This window comes from Nocardia farcinica (assembly GCF_001182745.1).
Taxonomy (GTDB): domain Bacteria; phylum Actinomycetota; class Actinomycetes; order Mycobacteriales; family Mycobacteriaceae; genus Nocardia; species Nocardia farcinica.
Genome location: NZ_LN868938.1, coordinates 2,286,129 through 2,305,133, shown reverse-complemented (window position 1 = coordinate 2,305,133; position 19,005 = coordinate 2,286,129). Strand labels below are relative to the sequence as shown.

Here is a 19,005-nt window from a genome sequence, read left to right as displayed (position 1 = left end):
ACCGGTGGTGCGTCGGAGCGGCGGCGGTTTCGGGTCGTCTCGATCACACCTCGGCGGGCGGGCGCGGATATCCGACGCGGCGGGCGATCCGGGCCAGGCCGCCCAGCACGACGCGCTGCGCCCACGCGGGCACGCCCGCCAGGTATCCGTCCTGGTACTCCCACAGCAGCGCCAGCGCCAGCGGGTTCCGCGGGATGCGGCCCGCGGTCGTCCGGCCCGCCAGATCCAGTGCCGACCAGAGCTCGAACATCTGCCAGTGCCGCAGCGGCGGCCGGATCTCGTGGTCGAACTCGGTTCCCGGCTCCTCGCAGCGGAACTGGTGCACCGCGCGGGGCGGCGCGCTCACCGTGACACCCGGGCCTGCCACGATCTCGGTGCCGTCGACCTCGAACCACAGCCTGCCCGCCCGCACCGTCCAGCTCTCGGCGAGCTCGGGATGCCAGTGCGGGCCCGCCTGCCTGCCCGGCTGCGGCAGATGGTGATGCAGCTTCAGGTAGGGGCCGCGCTCGTCGACACCGCGGTCGACCAGGGTGACGCGGTGGCCGTTGCGGAACGTGACGGCGCGCTGCTCGCTCATACTCCAGATATAAAGGTATCCTTCCTATTGTGTCAACCGAAACCGCGACCACGCTGTTGAAACTGCTCGTCCACGCCACCCGGTCCTACGAACACACACTCGAGCAAGCTCTGCGCCCCGCCCTCGACGAGCGGCTGCGCCCCGCCCACTTCGCGGTCTTCCGCTATCTCGATCCGGAAGGCTCGCGGATCACCGCACTCGCCGACGCGGCGGGGATGACGCAGCAGTCCATGGGGGAACTGGTCACGCACCTGGCGGCGTGCGGGTACGTCGAACGCCGGGTCGACCCGGCCGACCGCCGGGCGCGGCTCGTGGTGGCCACCCCCGCGGGGCGGTCCGCGCTGCGGCGGGCCCGGCGGGAGATCGAGGCGATCGAGCGCGCGCTGGCCGCGCGGCTGGGGGAGTCCACGGTGGCCGGGTTGCGGGCGGCACTGGCCGGCGTGGCCGACGTCCTCGGCGAGGGCGCCCGGTGACCGGCCGGGTGGGAGCCGGGCCGCGCCGCGCTGCTAACTTGAACACCGTTCAAGTCGCCCGGCGGGCCGGGCACACCGACCGGCGAGGGACTCCACTGTGGCATTGACTCCGGACCAGATCACCGCCATCGACGCCGCACACGTCTGGCACCCCTACGGCGGCTTCCCCGCCACCACCGAGCCGCTCGTGGTGGCGAGCGCGTCGGGCGTGCGCTTGACGCTGGCCGACGGGCGGGAGCTGGTCGACGGCATGAGCTCCTGGTGGGCGGCCGTGCACGGCTACCGGCACCCCGTGCTCGACGCCGCGCTGGTCGCGCAGTCGCAGCGGATGAGTCACGTGATGTTCGGCGGACTCACCCACGAACCGGCCGCCCGGCTGACCGAGTTGCTGGTTCAGCTCACGCCCGAGGGGCTGGACAAGGTGTTCCTCTGTGACTCCGGCTCGGTCTCGGTGGAGGTCGCGGTCAAGATGTGCCTGCAGTACTGGCGCAGTCTCGGCAAGCCGGGCAAACGGCGGCTGCTCACCTGGCGCGGCGGCTACCACGGCGACACCTTCACCCCGATGAGCGTGTGCGACCCGGAAGGTGGCATGCACGCGTTGTGGACCGACGTGCTCGCCGAACAGGTCTTCGTCGGGATGCCGCCGGCGGAGTACCGGCCCGGCTACGTGGCCGAACTCGAGGCCGCGCTGGCCGCCCACGCGGACGAACTGGCGGCCGTCGTCGTGGAGCCGGTGGTGCAGGGCGCGGGCGGTATGCGGTTCCACGATCCCCGCTACCTCGCCGACCTGCGCAGGCTCTGCGACGCCCACGACGTGCTGCTGGTCTTCGACGAGATCGCCACCGGATTCGGGCGCACCGGGGAGCTGTTCGCCGCCGAACACGCCGGGGTGCGCCCCGACGTGATGTGCGTGGGCAAGGCGCTCACCGGCGGTTACCTCACCCTCGCGGCCGCCCTGTGCACCACCCGGATCGCCGAGACCATCAGCGCCGCGCACGGCGGGCTCATGCACGGGCCCACCTTCATGGGCAACCCGTTGGCGTGTGCCGTGGCCGTCGCGTCGGTGGAGCTGCTGCTCGCCCGTGACTGGCGCGGCGAGGTCCGCGGCATCGAGGACGGGTTGCGCGCGGGACTGGCGCCGGTGCGGGACCTGCCGGGCGTGGTCGACGTGCGGGTGCTCGGCGCGATCGGCGTCGTCGAACTCGACCGACCCGTCGACATGCGTGCCGCGACCGCGGCCGCGGTGGCCGCCGGTGTCTGGCTACGGCCGTTCCGCAACCTCGTCTACACGATGCCGCCGTTCATCAGCACCGCCGCCGACGTCGCGGCCATCACCCGCGGTATCGCAGCGGCCGTCGCGGCCGGTGATGTGCCGTCCTGAACGGTGTTCAAGTATGCTGCTCAGCTGTGACTACCGATCCGCTGAGTTGGTTGGACGAACGGGCCGATGCGCGCGTGAGCGCCGGATTGCGCCGAGAACTACGGCCGCGGGCCCCGCGGTCGCCGTCGATCGACCTGGCCTCCAACGACTATCTCGGGCTCACCCGGCACCCGGAGGTCGTCGAGGGCGCCGTCGCGGCCGTCCGCCGCTGGGGGGCGGGCTCGACCGGATCGCGACTGGTCACCGGCACCACCACCGAGCACGAACAGCTCGAAGCCGAGCTCGCCGACTTCGTCGGCGCGGAGGCCGGGTTGGTGTTCGCCTCGGGCTACGCGGCCAATCTCGGCGCGGTCACCGCATTGGCCGGGCGCGGTTCGCTCGTCGTCTCCGACGCGGGCTCACACGCCTCGCTGGTGGATGCCTGCCGCCTGTCCCGCGCGCGCGTCGAGATCGCCCCGCACCGCGACGTGGCCGCGGTGGACCGGGTGCTCGCCGCGCGCACCGAGGAACGCGCGCTGGTACTCACCGACTCGGTGTTCAGCGCCGACGGCGATCTCGCGCCGCTGGCCGACCTGCACCGGGTCACCCGCGCCAACGGCGCGGTGCTCGTCGTCGACGAGGCGCACGGGCTCGGGGTACGCGGTACCGGCGGCCGCGGGCTGGTGCACGAGACCGGCTTGGCCGGCGAGCCCGATCTCGTCGTCACGGCCACGCTGTCCAAGGCGCTGGCCGCGCAGGGCGGCGCCGTGCTGTGCAGCGAACGCGTGCGTGCCCACCTCATCGACACGGCCCGCACCTTCATCTTCGACACCGGGTTGGCGCCCGCCGCCGTCGGTGCCGCCCGCGCCGCGCTGGCACTGCTGCGCCGTGACCCCGGCATGGCGGGGCGGGTGCTGAGCAATGCGGCGGCCATCGCGCGGATCGCGGGTGTCGGCACCCCGGAGTCGGCGGTCGTCTCGGTGGTGCTCGGCCAAGCCCAGGTCGCCCACGATGCCGCGCAGGCCTGTCGCGCCCGCGGCCTCGAGGTCGGCTGCTTCCGCCCGCCGTCCGTCCCCGAAGGAACCTCCCGCCTGCGCCTGACCGCCCGCGCGGACCTCACCGCCGCCGAACTCGACACCATCGCGACCGTGCTCGGCGAGGTCCTCGCCGAGGCACGCGGTCGGGAGGTGGTGCCCGCGTGAACACCCTGCTCGTCACCGGCACCTCCACCGACGTCGGCAAGACCGTCGTCACCGCGGCGCTGACCGCGCTCGCCCGTGCCGAGGGCCTCGCGGTCGCGGTCTGCAAACCCGCCCAGACGGGTGTGGCGCCCGGCGAACCCGGCGACCTCGCCGAGGTCCGGCGGCTCGCGGGCCCGGTCCCGACCCTGGAACTCGCGCGCTATCCCGAGCCACTGGCACCCGACACCGCCGCGCGCCGCTGCGGCGCGCCCCTGCTCACCCTCGACGAGACGGCCACCGCCGTCGGCGGCCTCGACGCCGAGCTGACCGTCGTGGAAGGCGCGGGCGGACTGCTCGTCCGGGTCGGCGAGTTCACCCTGCTGGATCTGGCCCGCGAACTCGACGCGCCGGTCCTCGTCGTCGCCGCCGCCGGCCTGGGCACCCTCAACCACACCGAGCTCACCATCCGCGCGCTCGACGCCGCGGGCGTGCGCTGCGCGGGAGTGGTGATCGGCGCCTGGCCGGCCGAGCCGGATCTGGCGTCCCTGTGCAATCGCGAGGATCTGCCGCGCCTGACCGGCGTGCCGATCGTCGGGGCCGTGCCCGCAGGAGTCGGCGCCTGGGACCACGATCGGTTCACCGCCGCGGTCCCCGGGTGGTTCGCCCCGGGGTGGTCGCCGCGTCTGCCGTTCAACTCCGATTCACCCCCATCTACCTGGGGATTTGACACCTCGCAATCGGGTACGTAACTTATTCCAGGTCAGAGCGACACGGACGCCAACCCGGAGCGGAAACGCTGAGCCGAGACGCCGAGCCGAGAGGCTGAGCGTGGCACGGGAAACGAGGTCGGACGAGGAGCGCCTGACGATCACACTAGCTCGACTGTGAGTCCGGATTTTGATTCGGGCGAATGGCCGCGCTAAGCTGTAAAAGTTGCCTCACCGACGGACGGGGAAACCCGCGAGATGGTGTGTGCGTGTGTTCTTTGAGAACTCAATAGTGTGTCGATGAATGTCAGTGCCAAATTTTTTTTGGTTCCGGTTCCTCATACCCCCGTGTGAGGGTCGGATATTTTTTGTCAGCTAATTTCCGGCTGGCGATTGTTTTGCTGGGTTTTCGGACTCTAGTTTTGTACTTTTGATTGCGCCCTGTGGGGTGTGATTGTGAGTCTTCAACGGAGAGTTTGATCCTGGCTCAGGACGAACGCTGGCGGCGTGCTTAACACATGCAAGTCGAGCGGTAAGGCCCTTCGGGGTACACGAGCGGCGAACGGGTGAGTAACACGTGGGTGATCTGCCCTGTACTTCGGGATAAGCCTGGGAAACTGGGTCTAATACCGGATATGACCTTACATCGCATGGTGTTTGGTGGAAAGATTTATCGGTACAGGATGGGCCCGCGGCCTATCAGCTTGTTGGTGGGGTAATGGCCTACCAAGGCGACGACGGGTAGCCGGCCTGAGAGGGCGACCGGCCACACTGGGACTGAGACACGGCCCAGACTCCTACGGGAGGCAGCAGTGGGGAATATTGCACAATGGGCGAAAGCCTGATGCAGCGACGCCGCGTGAGGGATGACGGCCTTCGGGTTGTAAACCTCTTTCGACAGGGACGAAGCGCAAGTGACGGTACCTGTAGAAGAAGCACCGGCCAACTACGTGCCAGCAGCCGCGGTAATACGTAGGGTGCGAGCGTTGTCCGGAATTACTGGGCGTAAAGAGCTTGTAGGCGGTTTGTCGCGTCGTCCGTGAAAACTTGGGGCTCAACCCCAAGCTTGCGGGCGATACGGGCAGACTTGAGTACTGCAGGGGAGACTGGAATTCCTGGTGTAGCGGTGAAATGCGCAGATATCAGGAGGAACACCGGTGGCGAAGGCGGGTCTCTGGGCAGTAACTGACGCTGAGAAGCGAAAGCGTGGGTAGCGAACAGGATTAGATACCCTGGTAGTCCACGCCGTAAACGGTGGGCGCTAGGTGTGGGTTTCCTTCCACGGGATCCGTGCCGTAGCTAACGCATTAAGCGCCCCGCCTGGGGAGTACGGCCGCAAGGCTAAAACTCAAAGGAATTGACGGGGGCCCGCACAAGCGGCGGAGCATGTGGATTAATTCGATGCAACGCGAAGAACCTTACCTGGGTTTGACATACACCGGAAACCTGCAGAGATGTAGGCCCCCTTGTGGTCGGTGTACAGGTGGTGCATGGCTGTCGTCAGCTCGTGTCGTGAGATGTTGGGTTAAGTCCCGCAACGAGCGCAACCCTTGTCCTGTGTTGCCAGCGCGTTATGGCGGGGACTCGCAGGAGACTGCCGGGGTCAACTCGGAGGAAGGTGGGGACGACGTCAAGTCATCATGCCCCTTATGTCCAGGGCTTCACACATGCTACAATGGCCGGTACAGAGGGCTGCGATACCGTGAGGTGGAGCGAATCCCTTAAAGCCGGTCTCAGTTCGGATCGGGGTCTGCAACTCGACCCCGTGAAGTTGGAGTCGCTAGTAATCGCAGATCAGCAACGCTGCGGTGAATACGTTCCCGGGCCTTGTACACACCGCCCGTCACGTCATGAAAGTCGGTAACACCCGAAGCCGGTGGCCTAACCCCTTGTGGGAGGGAGCCGTCGAAGGTGGGATCGGCGATTGGGACGAAGTCGTAACAAGGTAGCCGTACCGGAAGGTGCGGCTGGATCACCTCCTTTCTAAGGAGCACTTCTCCACGGACACCCGAGGAGTCGGGATGGTAAACGTCTTGTGGCAGAGACCGTTTCGGAAGCAGTCGTCTTCCGGCGGGAGCTCATGGGTGGAACGCTGGCATGTGCCTCGTGTATCGGTTGGTCCTGTGTGGCCGGCCGGCGGGGATGTAGTCGACACACTGTTGGGTCCTGAGAGAACACGCGAGTGACTCTCTAGGCGAATGCATGATCTGCTCGGATCGCCATGTGATACCGGCTCCTTCGGGGGTGCTGGTCCTGGGTTTCTGGTTCGGGTGGGTGTGTTGTTTGAGAACTGCACAGTGGACGCGAGCATCTTTGTTTGTAAGTGTTTAAGAGCGTTCGGTGGATGCCTTGGCACCAGGAGCCGATGAAGGACGTAGGAGGCTGCGATAAGCCTCGGGGAGCTGTCAACCGAGCTGAGATCCGAGGATTTCCGAATGGGGAAACCCAGCACGAGTGATGTCGTGTTACCCGCGCCTGAATATATAGGGTGTGTGGAGGGAACGTGGGGAAGTGAAACATCTCAGTACCCACAGGAAGAGAAAACAAGAGTGATTCCGTGAGTAGTGGCGAGCGAAAGCGGATGAGGCTAAACCATGTAGATGTGATAGCCGGCAGGCGTTGTCTATGTGGGGTTGTGGGGTTGCTCTTCCCGGTTCTGCCGAGCTGGGCGTGAGTCAGAAACCGTTGTGTTAGCTGAAGTGGTCTGGGACGGCCTACCGTAGACGGTGAGAGTCCGGTAAGTGAAAACATGACGGCTCATGTGAGTGATACCCGAGTAGCAGCGGGCCCGTGAAATCTGCTGTGAATCTGCCGGGACCACCCGGTAAGCCTGAATACTCCCTGGTGACCGATAGCGGACTAGTACCGTGAGGGAAAGGTGAAAAGTACCCCGGGAGGGGAGTGAAATAGTACCTGAAACCGTGCGCTTACAATCCGTCAGGGCCTGCGAGTGACTTTGTTGCTGTGGGTGATGGCGTGCCTTTTGAAGAATGAGCCTGCGAGTTAGTGGCATGTGGCGAGGTTAACCCGTGTGGGGTAGCCGTAGCGAAAGCGAGTCCGAATAGGGCGTTGAGTCGCGTGTTCTAGACCCGAAGCGGAGTGATCTACCCATGGCCAGGGTGAAGCGACGGTAAGACGTCGTGGAGGCCCGAACCCACTTAGGTTGAAAACTGAGGGGATGAGCTGTGGGTAGGGGTGAAAGGCCAATCAAACTCCGTGATAGCTGGTTCTCCCCGAAATGCATTTAGGTGCAGCGTCACGTGTTTCACGCCGGAGGTAGAGCTACTGGATGGCCTAGGGGGCCTACAAGCTTACCGAAGTCAGCCAAACTCCGAATGCCGGTGTGTGAGAGCGTGGCAGTGAGACTGCGGGGGATAAGCTTCGTAGTCGAGAGGGAAACAGCCCAGATCGCCGGCTAAGGCCCCTAAGCGTGTACTAAGTGGAAAAGGATGTGGGGTCGCGAAGACAACCAGGAGGTTGGCTTAGAAGCAGCCACCCTTGAAAGAGTGCGTAATAGCTCACTGGTCAAGTGATCCTGCGCCGACAATGTAGCGGGGCTCAAGTACACCGCCGAAGCCGCGGCACTCCAACATGACATCCGCATCGGGTTACGGTCCGGTGCGCAGTGGTTGGGGTGGGTAGGGGAGCGTCGTGCAGCCAGGGAAGCAGCGGGGTAACCCAGTTGTGGAGGCTGTGCGAGTGAGAATGCAGGCATGAGTAGCGAAAGACGAGTGAGAAACTCGTCCGCCGAATGACCAAGGGTTCCTGGGCCAGGTTAATCCGCCCAGGGTGAGTCGGGACCTAAGGCGAGGCCGACAGGCGTAGTCGATGGACAACGGGTTGATATTCCCGTACCCGTGTATCCGCGCCCAATGGCGAATCAGTGGTGCTAAGTGCCCAAAAGCGGATGGACCTCCTTCGGGAGGCCGGAAGTGGCTGCGCACGACCCCTGCTGTAGTAGTCAAGCGATGGGGTGACGCAGGAAGGTAGCTGGGCCAGTGAGTGGTTGTACTGGTGTAAGCCTGTAGGGCGTTGTGTAGGCAAATCCGCACAACATGAGCCTGAGAGGTGATGCGTAGCCGATTGAGGTGAATTCAGTGATCCTATGCTGCCGAGAAAAGCCTCTAGTGAGTTGGTACACGGCCCGTACCCCAAACCGACACAGGTGGTCAGGTAGAGAATACCGAGGCGATCGAGAGAACTGTGGTTAAGGAACTCGGCAAAATGCCCCCGTAACTTCGGGAGAAGGGGGACCTGATCTGGTGACCGGTCTTGCACCGTGAGCTGGGTTGGGTCGCAGAGACCAGAGAGAAGCGACTGTTTACTAAAAACACAGGTCCGTGCGAAGTCGTAAGACGATGTATACGGACTGACGCCTGCCCGGTGCCGGAAGGTTAAGAGGACCGGTTAGCGCTTCGGCGCGAAGCTGAGAATTTAAGCCCCGGTAAACGGCGGTGGTAACTATAACCATCCTAAGGTAGCGAAATTCCTTGTCGGGTAAGTTCCGACCTGCACGAATGGCGTAACGACTTCTCTGCTGTCTCAACCACAGACTCGGCGAAATTGCATTACGAGTAAAGATGCTCGTTACGCGCGGCAGGACGAAAAGACCCCGGGACCTTCACTATAGCTTGGTATTGGTGTTCGGTACGGTTTGTGTAGGATAGGTGGGAGACTGTGAAAGCCACACGCCAGTGTGGTGGGAGTCGTCGTTGAAATACCACTCTGATCGTATTGGACTTCTAACCTCGGGCCATGATCTGGTTCAGGGACAGTGCCTGGTGGGTAGTTTAACTGGGGCGGTTGCCTCCTAAAATGTAACGGAGGCGCCCAAAGGTTCCCTCAGCCTGGTTGGCAATCAGGTGTCGAGTGCAAGTGCACAAGGGAGCTTGACTGTGAGACTGACGGGTCGAGCAGGGACGAAAGTCGGGACTAGTGATCCGGCACCGGCATGTGGAAGCGGTGTCGCTCAACGGATAAAAGGTACCCCGGGGATAACAGGCTGATCTTCCCCAAGAGTCCATATCGACGGGATGGTTTGGCACCTCGATGTCGGCTCGTCGCATCCTGGGGCTGGAGTAGGTCCCAAGGGTTGGGCTGTTCGCCCATTAAAGCGGCACGCGAGCTGGGTTTAGAACGTCGTGAGACAGTTCGGTCTCTATCCGCCGCGCGCGTCAGAAACTTGAGGAAGGCTGTCCCTAGTACGAGAGGACCGGGACGGACGAACCTCTGGTGTGCCAGTTGTCCTGCCAAGGGCACTGCTGGTTAGCTACGTTCGGAAGGGATAACCGCTGAAAGCATCTAAGCGGGAAGCCTGTTCCAAGATGAGGTTTCTCACCCCCTCGAGGGGGTAAGGCCCCCCACAGACCATGGGGTTGATAGGCCAGAACTGGAAGCGCGGTAACGTGTGGAGGTGACTGGTACTAATCGGCCGAGGACTTACCAACAACGATGTTACGCGTCCACTGTGCGGTATCTGAAACAACACACAACCCACCGTTGACACCCGCCCCATCACCGAAAGGGTGTGGGGTGTGTGCGGGGGTGTGGATAGTTTCATAGAGTTACGGCGGTCATAGCGGTGGGGAAACGCCCGGTCCCATTCCGAACCCGGAAGCTAAGCCTGCCAGCGCCGATGGTACTGCACTCGACAGGGTGTGGGAGAGTAGGACACCGCCGGAACATCCTTTCCTGATAGGGGACCCACTAGTGGGTCCCCTATCGGCATTTCCGGACCCCACACCCCCAGACACCGACTATTCATTCAGAAGGCCCCAACGCGATTGGGGCTTTCCGTGTTTTCCGGCATCGTTTCCTGGCCGACATTTCTTCCACCCGAGTGACCGGTCCGAGGCGGCTACCGTGGTCGCATGACCGCGACACGCATCGGCAAGCACATCGACGCACCTCGGGAGACGGTCTACCGGCTGCTGCTCGACGGCGAGGCGGTGGCCCGGTGGATGGTGCCCGACGGCATGACCAGCCGGGTGCACGAATTCGACGCCCGCGAGGGCGGCGCCTTCCACATCACGCTCACCTACGACGACCCCACCGACACCGGCAAGACCACCGACCACACCGACAGCTACCGTGGCCGCTTCCTGATGCTGGTCCCGAACGAGCAGGTGGTGCAGCTCGTCGAGTTCGACACCGAGGATCCGGATGTGCAGGGCGAGATGACGATCAGCTACACCCTCACCGAGGCCGACGGCGGCACCGACCTGATCGCTCTGCACGACAAGCTGCCCAGCGGACTGGACCCGCACGACAACGAGATCGGCTGGCGGATCTCGCTGGCGAAGCTCGCCGCCCTCGCCGAGCGCGGCACCCTCGATTGACCGGCGCCTCAGCGCACTTCGTCGTCGGCGCGCGGCCGGATCCCGGAAGGGGGCAGCAGCTCCCACTGCTCCAGCCGGGCGCGGATCTGCTCGGCGGCGTCGATGTTCAGCGGTCCGCTGGTCCACAGCACATACGGCAGGTTGAGGAACCGGCCCTCCCGGACGGCACGCAGCTCGTTGATGCCGGGCTTGCCGCGCAGCAGCTCGACCTTCTGCTCGAAGGTCTGGCCGGGGTAATCGACGAACATGATCGCGTCGGGGTCGGCGGAGGCGAGGCGTTCCCAGGAGACCTTCGTCCACGTGTCGGCGACGTCGTCGAGGATGTTGCGTGCGCCCGCCGAATCCAGGATGGCTTGCGGCGCACCGAACTTCCCGCTGGAGAAGATCGTGTCGCTGCCGCTGTCGAACAGGAAGACGGCGGGCTTGCGCGGCGCCTGCGGTGCGGCGTGCAGGGCGGCCAGGCGGGTGTCGAGATCGGCGACGAGGTCGGCGGCGCGCTCGGTGCGGCCGGTGATGGCGCCGAGATTGGTGAGATCGGTGCGCAGGGCCGTCCACGGTTCGACCACCCCGCGGGCGCGTTCACCGGCTCGCTGACGGCAGCTCTCGGTGAGGATGTAGGCGGCGATGCCGTCCTTGCGCAGCGAATCGGGGGTGAGGTTCGCGGCCTCGGTGTAGCCGTAGTTCCAGCCGGCGACCATGACGTCGGGGCGCTGGGCCAGCACGGTTTCGCGCGAGGGCGAGTGCGGCGCGACATCGGACAACCCGTCGACGGCGGCGGGGCCGTAGTGCTTGCGCAGGGTGTCGGCGTCGCGTTGCAGACTCGACACCGCGATCACCTGGTCCTGGGCGCCCAGCGCCAGCAGCATCGAGACCATGTTGCTGTCGTTGACGAACAGGCGGTGCGCGGGCGCGGGAAAGCTCGCCTCGGCACCGCAGTTGGTGAGCACGAGGTCACTCGCGGTGGGGTGCGCGGTACCGCAGGCGGCCAGGGTGGCCGCCAGCGCGGCCGCGGCGAGTATCCGGACGGGTCGGTTCATGCCTTCGCCTCTCGCGGGGAGATCAACAGGTGGGGTGCGCCGGTGTCGGGGTGGGGGACCCGCACGGCGCGGATGCCGAAGACGTCCGCGAGCACCTCGGGGGTCAACGCCACCGCGGGGTCGGCCGGGGGTGCGCGGTACCGCCGTGCAGCACTAGGACCCGGTCGCAGTAGCGATCGGCGAGGGTGAGGTCGTGCAGCGCGGTGACCACCGTGCGACCGAGGCCGCGGGCCAGCGCGAGCAGGTCGAGCTGGTGGGTGATGTCGAGATGGTTGGTCGGCTCGTCGAGGATCAGGACGGGCGTGTCCTGGGCGAGTGCCCGGGCCAGCAGGACGCGCCGGCGCTCACCCCCGGAGAGCTTGTGCACGGGGCGGGCGGCGAGACCCGCGAGGTCGACCGCGGCCAGTGCGTCGGTGACGACCTGTCGCTCGGCGGGCGATCCCGCGCCCCAGGGCGGCAGATACGGGGTGCGCCCGAGCGCGACCACCTCGCCGACGAGCAGATCCGCGGGCGGCCGCTCGTCCTGCGCCACCAGCGCCACCGTCCGGGCGCGCTGCCGCGCCGGAAGTTCGTGCAGCGGTTGCCCGTCCACCGTGACCCGGCCCCGGCGCGGCCGTCGCACCCCCGCGAGCACGTGCAGCAGCGTGGTCTTCCCGCTGCCGTTCGGCCCGACCACCCCGATCATCTCCCCGGGCGCCACCTCGAAGCTCACCCCGGTGAGCACCGGGCGCCGTCCCACCTCGCAGCTCACCTCGGTCACCGACAAACGTCCCCCGGGCGCGGTATCGCGGGTCATGATTCCCCGAACCGGTAGGTGCGGCGGCCCAGCAGCAGCAGGAAGGCGGGGGCGCCGATCAGGCCGGTCAGCACGCCCACCGGGATCTCGGTGGGGCGCACCAGGATCCGGGTGGCGGCGTCGGCCACGACGAGGAACAACGCGCCGCAGAGCGCGCAGACCGGTAACAGGTCGCGGTGGCGGGGGCCGACCAGCAACCGGGCCGCGTGCGGCACCACCAGGCCGACGAAGCCGATCCCGCCGGACACCGCGACCAGCACCCCGACCAGCACCGCCAGCAGCACGAACAGCGCGATGCGCAGCTGCCGCACCGGAACGCCGACCGAGGCCGCGGTGTCGGCGCCGACGAGCAGCGCGTCCAGCCAGCCCGCGGCCGCCAACAGCGCCACACCTGCCAGCACCACGACCGTCAGCGGCAGCGCGATCCGGGTCCAGTCGGCGCCGGCCAGGCTGCCGAGCAGCCAGAACAGCACCGATTGCGCCGCCGCCGGATCGGCGCTGCGGAACACCAGGAAACTGCTGAACGCGGCGAACGCCGAACCGAGCACGGTGCCGGTGAGCACCAGCCGCAGCGGGGTGAGGCCGCCCTGGGCGGAGGCGATGAGGAACACCAGCGTCGCGGCCAGGAACGCGCCGGCCAACGCACCGCCGGACAACGCCCAGACGCCCGCGCCGGCGAAGAACCCCGAGGTGATCACCGCGGCCGCGCCGACACCGGCACCGGAGGAGACGCCGAGCAGGAAGGGATCGGCCAGCGGATTGCGCACCAGGGTCTGCATCGCGGCCCCGGCCAGCGCCAGCCCGGCGCCGACGATCGCGGCGAGCACGGTACGCGGCACCCGCAGCTGCCAGACGATGGTGTCGAGACCGAGATCGGCGGGCGCGGTGCCGGTGATCCGGTCCCGCAGCACGTGCCAGACCGATCCGACGGGCAGTGTCTCGGCGCCGAGACCGGTGGCGAACACCATGGCGACGCATACGGCGACGCTCAGCACGCCGAGGGTGATCGATGTCCGGACGCGGATCATCGGCGATACTCCACAGGCAAGTCGCGGCCTTTCCAGAAGCGACCCGGTGGGGGAGGTCTGACTCTCGCCGAAGGCGATCACAGTGGCGCGACCGTTCCGGATTCTCACCGGATTCCCGCACCCGCCGGGGGTTGACGGGCAGTACTCTACCGCCCGGTCTGCTCGCGGCGGGTGGTCGGGTCGGCACGTGGCAGGCTCCGGCGTCCGTCGTTACCGTGGAGTGATGTCGCTGTGGGACGAGCGGCACCCGTCGACGGTCGCCGACTGGGACGACGAACGGCGCAGGGCTCGGTTGCGGGAGACCCGCCTCGGGCATCGCTGGACGAGACTGCGCCGCACCAGGCTGGCGCTGGTGCGGGTCGCCGCCTTACTGACACTCCTGCTCACCCTGTTCGTGCAGTACTGGGTGCACGACGTGGCGCCGGAGCGGGCCAGGCTCGCACGCACCGAACCCGCGCTGCTTCCGGTCGCCACTCCGGTGGACGACCGGAACTGGGACACCGCGGTGGTGGACATGGTCGGTCTGGGCGGGCTCAACGCCACCGACACCGCGGCCGCCCTGCCCGCGCTGCGCCGCCTCGGGGTGGTGTGGGCGATCAGATACGACAACCAGGGCATCGACAGCAAGGTGATCGCGGATCTGGTGGTGCGCGCCGCGCAGATGTCCGGGGTGCGCAACCTCGTGCTCGTCGGGCACAGCATGGGCGGGGTGATCGCGCTGGAGGTGGGCGAGCACATCCATCGCGGCAGCGACCGCAGGCTGGCCGGAGTGCTGCTGGACTGCACCCCGATGGACCTCGGCGCGGTGCGGCCGGAGAGCCGTGGCCGCGGCGAGGACATGCTGCGCTGGATGGGCTGGCTGCCCGGTGCGCGGGAGAGCCGCACGCTGCGCATGGCGGTGGAAACCTATGCCCGCCGGGACCGCTTCCTCGATCCGGCCGGCCGGCCGGTGCCCGGCATCCGGCTCGCCGCGCTGCGTGCGGTGCTGACCGAGGTGACCACCGAGAAGGTGCTCTCGCACAACGCCGCCAGCAACGGGTTGATCGAATCGCAGTTCCTGGCGATCGTCGGTGGCGGCGCGATCGACAACCTGCGGGCTCTGGCGCGGCCGGCCGAGGGCAAACCGCGTCCGGCGATCGTGTTCATCCGTCCCCGCGACGCCGCCCGCGACCGGGTGGTCGACGTCGAGTACTCCCACCGGGTGCTGGTCGAGCGGGTCGGCGGGGTGGACGGCAGCCTGCTGGTGGTGCTGCCGCGCGAGATCGGCCACGCCAACCCGCGGCAGGCGCCGGTGGCCTACAACACCGTCATCGAGCAGCAGGTGCTGCCGTTCGTGCAGCGCTATCTGGACCGGGCGCGCGGCGTGCGGACCGCCGCGGCGCCGTCGTGACACCTTTCGAATCAGGCTGCCGACAAAGGTGTTCGGGGACGCGGCCGGGTTGTTTCAATTCCCCGCATGTCTGGAACCCGAACCGTGCTCGCCGGCCGTCGTGGCCGTCGCCTGACCGCCGTTCTGCTCGCCGCGGCGACCGCCGCGACCCTCGGGCTGACCGGTTGCGCGAAGGACGACGACGCGACGGTGGCCGCCGCGAACACCCCGCTGCCCACCGAGGTGCCGCCCGGCACCAAGCTCGTGATCGCCGACCAGCAGGAGCGGTTGCAGACGGCGCTGCGGCTCTCCGGTGAGCTCGACACGCTGCCGTTCACCGTCGAATTCGCCAACTTCGTCGGCGGCCCGGCCATCCTGGAGGCGTTCCGCGCCGGCGCGGCCGACGTGGCGCCGGTGGGGGACGTGCCGCCGATCCACGCGCTGGCCGCCGGGCAGGACGTGCCGATCGTGGCCGCGTACCGCACCAGCGTGGACGCGCTGAAACTGGCGGTGGCGCCGGGTGTTCCGGTGACGACGCTGGCGGATCTGAAGGGCAGGAAGATCGCCTACGCCGAGGGCACCGCCCAGCAGGCGGCCGTGCTGCGCGCGCTGGACAAGGCGGGACTGGACACCGGCGACGTGGAACTGGTCCGGTTGCAGCTGGCGGAGTTCCTCGACGCGGTGCGCACCGGCCAGGTGGACGTGGCCCCGCTGATCGAACCGAACGTCACGCGGCTGCTGCGCACGCCCGGCGCCACCGTGCTGCCCGACAGCGAAACGCACGGCATCTACAGCGGATTGGCCTACCTCTACGCGCGCCGGGAGGTGACCAACGACCCGGCCCGGTCGGCGGCGGTGGCCGCGCTGGTGCGGGCGTATGTGCGCGCCTACCAGTGGACCAACACCCACCGCGCCGAGTGGGAGCAACGGTATTACGTGGAGAACCAGAAGGTCTCGCCGGAGGACGCGCGCCGGATCGTGGATTCGCTGGGCAGCTACGTCTTCCCGCATCTGGACCAGGACCTGATCGATCGGCAGCAGGCGACCATCGACCTCATCGATGCCGCCGGTGAGCTGCCGAGAAAGGTCGAGGCCGCCGACGGTTTCGACCTGCGGTACGACGCCGTGGTGACCGCGGCGGTCACCGAATCCGGCGCGGCGTTCGAGCCGAAGGAGCGATGATGGCGACAGTGGAAGCGGGCGTGCTGCGCCGGTTCGGCGCGGCGGGCACGTCGCAGGCCCGGCAGGCGCGCGGCGGGTTGTCGCGGCGCAGGCTCGGCCCGGGCACACCGATCCCGTTCGGGATCGCGCTCGGCCCGGCGCTGCTGGTCGGCGCCTGGGTGCTCGGCTCGGCCACCGGCTCGCTCGACCCCGACACCCTGCCCGCCCCCTGGACGGTGGCGCAGACCGCCGGTGAGCTGATCGCCGACGGCCGTCTGCAGTCGAATCTGCTGACCTCGCTGCAACGTGCCGGCATCGGGTTGGCGTTGGGCGTGGTGATCGGCGTGGTGCTCGCGCTCATCGCGGGCCTGAGCAGGGTGGGCGAGGCGCTGCTGGACGGGCCGATCCAGATCAAGCGCGCCATTCCGACGCTGGCGTTGATCCCGCTGTTCATCGTGTGGTTCGGCATCGGCGAGGAGATGAAGCTGATCGTCATCACGCTGAGCGTCTTCGTGCCGGTCTACATCAACACCCACGCCTATCTGCGCAGTGTCGACTCCCGCTATGTGGAGCTGGCCGAGACCGTGCGGCTGTCGCGTGCGGCGTTCGTGCGCCGCGTCGCGCTGCCCGGTTCGCTGCCCGGCTTCTTCATCGGCCTGCGGTTGGCGGTGACGATCTCCTGGCTGGCGCTGGTCGTCGTCGAGCAGGTCAACGCCACCAGCGGCATCGGCTACCTGATGACGCAGGCGCGCACCTACGGCCAGATCGACGTGATCGTGGTCGGGTTGGTGATCTACGGACTGCTCGGCCTGTTCGGCGACATCGCGGTGCGCGCGGTGGAAAGGAAGGCACTGTCATGGCGACAGACACTGGGCGACTGAGCGTGGTCCGCACCCGCGAGCTGCGCCGCGGCTTCGGTGACCGCACGGTGCTGCGCGGCATCGATCTCGACATCGCGCGCGGTGAGTTCGTGGCGTTGCTCGGGCGCAGCGGCTCGGGCAAGAGCACGCTGCTGCGCGCACTCGCCGAACTCGACGACGCGGGTACCGGCTCGGGCGAGTTGCGGGTGCCGAGCGAACGCGCGGTGGTCTTCCAGGACTCCCGGCTGCTGCCCTGGGCCCGCGTGCTCGACAACGTGATCCTCGGCCTGTCCGGCGCCGATGCCGCCGCGCGCGGCCGGGCGGCGCTGGCCGAGGTGGGCCTGGCCGGGCGCGAGCGCGCCTGGCCGCGGGAGCTCTCCGGTGGTGAGCAGCAACGGGTGGCACTGGCCAGGTCGCTGGTCCGCGAGCCGGAACTGCTGCTGGCCGACGAGCCGTTCGGCGCGCTGGACGCCTTGACCAGGATCAGGATGCACGCCCTGCTGCAGGATCTGTGCGCCCGGCACAAGCCCGCCGTGCTGCTGGTCACCCACGACGTCGACGAGGCGGTGCTGCTCGCCGACCGGGTGCTGGTGTTGCAGGACGGCCGCCTCGCCACCGACCTGCGCATCGAGCTGCCCCGGCCCCGCCGTCACAGCGCCCCCGAGTTCATCCACGCCCGCGAGCTGCTGCTCGCCGCGCTCGGCGTCGACCTCGCCGCACCGGAGGAAGAGAAACAAGCCTCATGACCGACCGTCCCCGCCAGCTGAGCCTCAACGCCTTCATCTATCCCGCCGGGCACCACGAGGCCGCCTGGCGCCATCCGGCGAGCAGGCCCGACCGCATCTACGACGTGCGGTACTACCAGGAGATCGCCCGCACCGCCGAGGCCGCGACATTGGACGCGGTGTTCTTCGCCGACGGTCCCGCGCTGCGCACCAATGTCGAATTCAACGCCGCGCCCGGACTGGAACCGATCACGCTGCTCACCGCCATCGCGGCCGCCACCAGCCGGATCGGGCTGATCGCCACCGCCTCGACCACCTACTACGAGCCCTACAATCTGGCCAGGCTGTTCGCGAGTCTGGACCACCTCTCCGGCGGCCGGGCCGGGTGGAACATCGTCACCACCGGCACCGATCTGGCCGCGGCCAACTTCGGGCTGGACCGCCACCCCGACCACACCGAAAGGTACGCGCGGGCACGGGAATTCGTGGACGCGGTGGTCGCGCTGTGGGACAGCTGGGAGGACGACGCCATCCTGCTGGACACCGCGGCGGGCCGCTACGCCGATCCGGCCAAGATCCACCGCATCGATTTCGAGGGCGAATACCTGCGCGTGCGTGGACCGTTCAACGCCGCGCGCCCACCGCAGGGGCATCCGGTGCTGGTCCAGGCGGGCGCCTCCAACGAGGGCCGCGCGTTCGCGGGCCGCTACGCCGAGGCCATCTTCACCGCGCACCAGCAACTGGCGGACGCCCAGGCGTTCTACGCCGACATCAAGGCCAAGGCCCGCGCGTTCGGCCGCGACCCCGAGCACGTGAAGATCCTGCCCGGCATCAGCCCGTTCATCGCCGACACCGAGGCCGCGGCCCGGAAACTGGAGCGGGAGTTCAACGAGCTGACCGTGCCGGAATACGGGCTGGCACAGCTCGCCGGAATCGCCGGACGGGATCTACGGCACCTGAAGCTCGACGAGCCGGTGCCGGTCGAGGAGTTCGACGACGCGGGTGAGGTCACCGACAACGCGCGCAGCCGGTTGCAGGTCGTCGCCGGGATCGTGCGCCGGGAACGGCCGACGCTGCGGCAGTTGCTGCATCGGCTGGCGGGCGCGCGCGGGCACCGGGTGTTCGCGGGCACGCCCGAACAGGTCGCCGACACCATCGAGGAGTGGTTCCGCCACGGTGCCGCCGACGGGTTCAACGTGATGCCGCCCTACTACCCGGGCGGGCTGGAGGTCTTCACCGACACCGTGGTGCCGATCCTGCGCGAGCGCGGGCTGTTCCGCACCGAATACTCGGGCACGACGTTGCGCGATCACTTCGGACTGCCGCGGCCGGAGAGCCGATTCGCCCGTCGACCGGTGGGGGTGCGGTGAGCCGGGCACCCGAGGAGTGTCCG

At 67.7% G+C, this 19,005-nt stretch carries 14 protein-coding genes, 3 rRNA genes and 1 riboswitch; of the genes, 13 read left to right on the top strand and 4 right to left on the bottom strand.

What is annotated here, in order from left to right:
- Window positions 1-43 precede the first annotated feature (43 nt).
- Window positions 44-577: a cupin domain-containing protein gene (locus AMO33_RS11235; RefSeq protein ID WP_060592483.1), complete on the bottom strand. Its 534-nt coding sequence runs from the start codon at window positions 575-577 to the stop codon at window positions 44-46.
- A gap of 29 nt (window positions 578-606) precedes the next feature.
- Here AMO33_RS11235 and AMO33_RS11230 point away from each other — a divergent pair, with 29 nt between their 5' ends.
- From AMO33_RS11230 to AMO33_RS11195, 8 genes are all read left to right on the top strand, one after another.
- Entirely contained in the window at window positions 607-1,050 is a 444-nt protein-coding gene (locus tag AMO33_RS11230; protein WP_060592481.1) for a MarR family winged helix-turn-helix transcriptional regulator, read from the top strand.
- A gap of 97 nt (window positions 1,051-1,147) precedes the next feature.
- Window positions 1,148-2,431, top strand: coding sequence for an adenosylmethionine--8-amino-7-oxononanoate transaminase (locus AMO33_RS11225; protein ID WP_011208349.1), 1,284 nt, complete (start codon window positions 1,148-1,150; stop codon window positions 2,429-2,431).
- Between the two features lie 26 nt (window positions 2,432-2,457).
- Window positions 2,458-3,612, top strand: a complete 1,155-nt coding sequence (locus tag AMO33_RS11220; RefSeq protein WP_060592479.1) for an 8-amino-7-oxononanoate synthase — start codon at window positions 2,458-2,460, stop codon at window positions 3,610-3,612.
- The gene (gene bioD / locus AMO33_RS11215) at window positions 3,609-4,340 is read left to right on the top strand and encodes a dethiobiotin synthase (RefSeq protein ID WP_060592476.1); all 732 of its coding nucleotides are present in this window, start codon (window positions 3,609-3,611) and stop codon (window positions 4,338-4,340) included. The genes AMO33_RS11220 and bioD overlap by 4 nt, the downstream gene beginning before the upstream one ends.
- A 422-nt stretch (window positions 4,341-4,762) precedes the next feature.
- Window positions 4,763-6,281 (top strand): 16S ribosomal RNA (locus AMO33_RS11210).
- Window positions 6,282-6,615: 334 nt separating this feature from the next.
- A 23S ribosomal RNA gene (locus AMO33_RS11205) occupies window positions 6,616-9,745 on the top strand.
- Window positions 9,746-9,863: 118 nt separating this feature from the next.
- Window positions 9,864-9,980: ribosomal RNA gene (gene rrf / locus AMO33_RS11200) — 5S ribosomal RNA — on the top strand.
- The 16S, 23S and 5S rRNA genes sit together here, the layout of an rRNA operon.
- A 188-nt stretch (window positions 9,981-10,168) precedes the next feature.
- Window positions 10,169-10,636, top strand: a complete 468-nt coding sequence (locus tag AMO33_RS11195) for an SRPBCC family protein (RefSeq protein ID WP_060592474.1) — start codon at window positions 10,169-10,171, stop codon at window positions 10,634-10,636.
- 8 nt (window positions 10,637-10,644) lie between these two features.
- On the opposite strand, the gene AMO33_RS11190 is transcribed toward AMO33_RS11195, so the two are convergent.
- The 3 genes from AMO33_RS11190 to AMO33_RS11180 form a co-directional block, all read right to left on the bottom strand.
- Window positions 10,645-11,673: an ABC transporter substrate-binding protein gene (locus AMO33_RS11190; RefSeq protein WP_082668640.1), complete on the bottom strand. Its 1,029-nt coding sequence runs from the start codon at window positions 11,671-11,673 to the stop codon at window positions 10,645-10,647.
- A gap of 103 nt (window positions 11,674-11,776) precedes the next feature.
- Complete coding sequence (locus tag AMO33_RS11185) at window positions 11,777-12,433, bottom strand: ABC transporter ATP-binding protein (protein ID WP_261307332.1); 657 nt, start codon at window positions 12,431-12,433, stop codon at window positions 11,777-11,779.
- A gap of 32 nt (window positions 12,434-12,465) precedes the next feature.
- The gene (locus AMO33_RS11180) at window positions 12,466-13,497 is read right to left on the bottom strand and encodes a FecCD family ABC transporter permease (protein ID WP_060592472.1); all 1,032 of its coding nucleotides are present in this window, start codon (window positions 13,495-13,497) and stop codon (window positions 12,466-12,468) included.
- Window positions 13,477-13,615: riboswitch (cobalamin riboswitch) on the bottom strand. It overlaps the preceding gene by 21 nt.
- A 105-nt stretch (window positions 13,616-13,720) precedes the next feature.
- Between AMO33_RS11180 and AMO33_RS11175 the strand changes: the two genes are divergently transcribed.
- From AMO33_RS11175 to AMO33_RS11155, 5 genes are all read left to right on the top strand, one after another.
- Window positions 13,721-14,887, top strand: coding sequence for an alpha/beta hydrolase (locus tag AMO33_RS11175; RefSeq protein WP_060592470.1), 1,167 nt, complete (start codon window positions 13,721-13,723; stop codon window positions 14,885-14,887).
- Between the two features lie 66 nt (window positions 14,888-14,953).
- Window positions 14,954-16,048 (top strand): ABC transporter substrate-binding protein, encoded by a 1,095-nt coding sequence (locus AMO33_RS11170; protein WP_011208357.1) that lies wholly within the window; start codon window positions 14,954-14,956, stop codon window positions 16,046-16,048.
- On the top strand, window positions 16,048-16,908 hold the full coding sequence (locus AMO33_RS11165) for an ABC transporter permease (RefSeq protein WP_041560021.1): 861 nt from the start codon (window positions 16,048-16,050) through the stop codon (window positions 16,906-16,908). Before AMO33_RS11170 ends, AMO33_RS11165 begins: the two co-directional genes overlap by 1 nt.
- Complete coding sequence (locus AMO33_RS11160) at window positions 16,884-17,633, top strand: ABC transporter ATP-binding protein (protein ID WP_170916131.1); 750 nt, start codon at window positions 16,884-16,886, stop codon at window positions 17,631-17,633. The genes AMO33_RS11165 and AMO33_RS11160 overlap by 25 nt, the downstream gene beginning before the upstream one ends.
- A complete protein-coding gene (locus AMO33_RS11155; protein WP_060592468.1) occupies window positions 17,630-18,982 on the top strand; it encodes an LLM class flavin-dependent oxidoreductase in 1,353 nt (450 codons plus the stop codon). The genes AMO33_RS11160 and AMO33_RS11155 overlap by 4 nt, the downstream gene beginning before the upstream one ends.
- The last annotated feature ends 23 nt before the right edge of the window (window positions 18,983-19,005 follow it).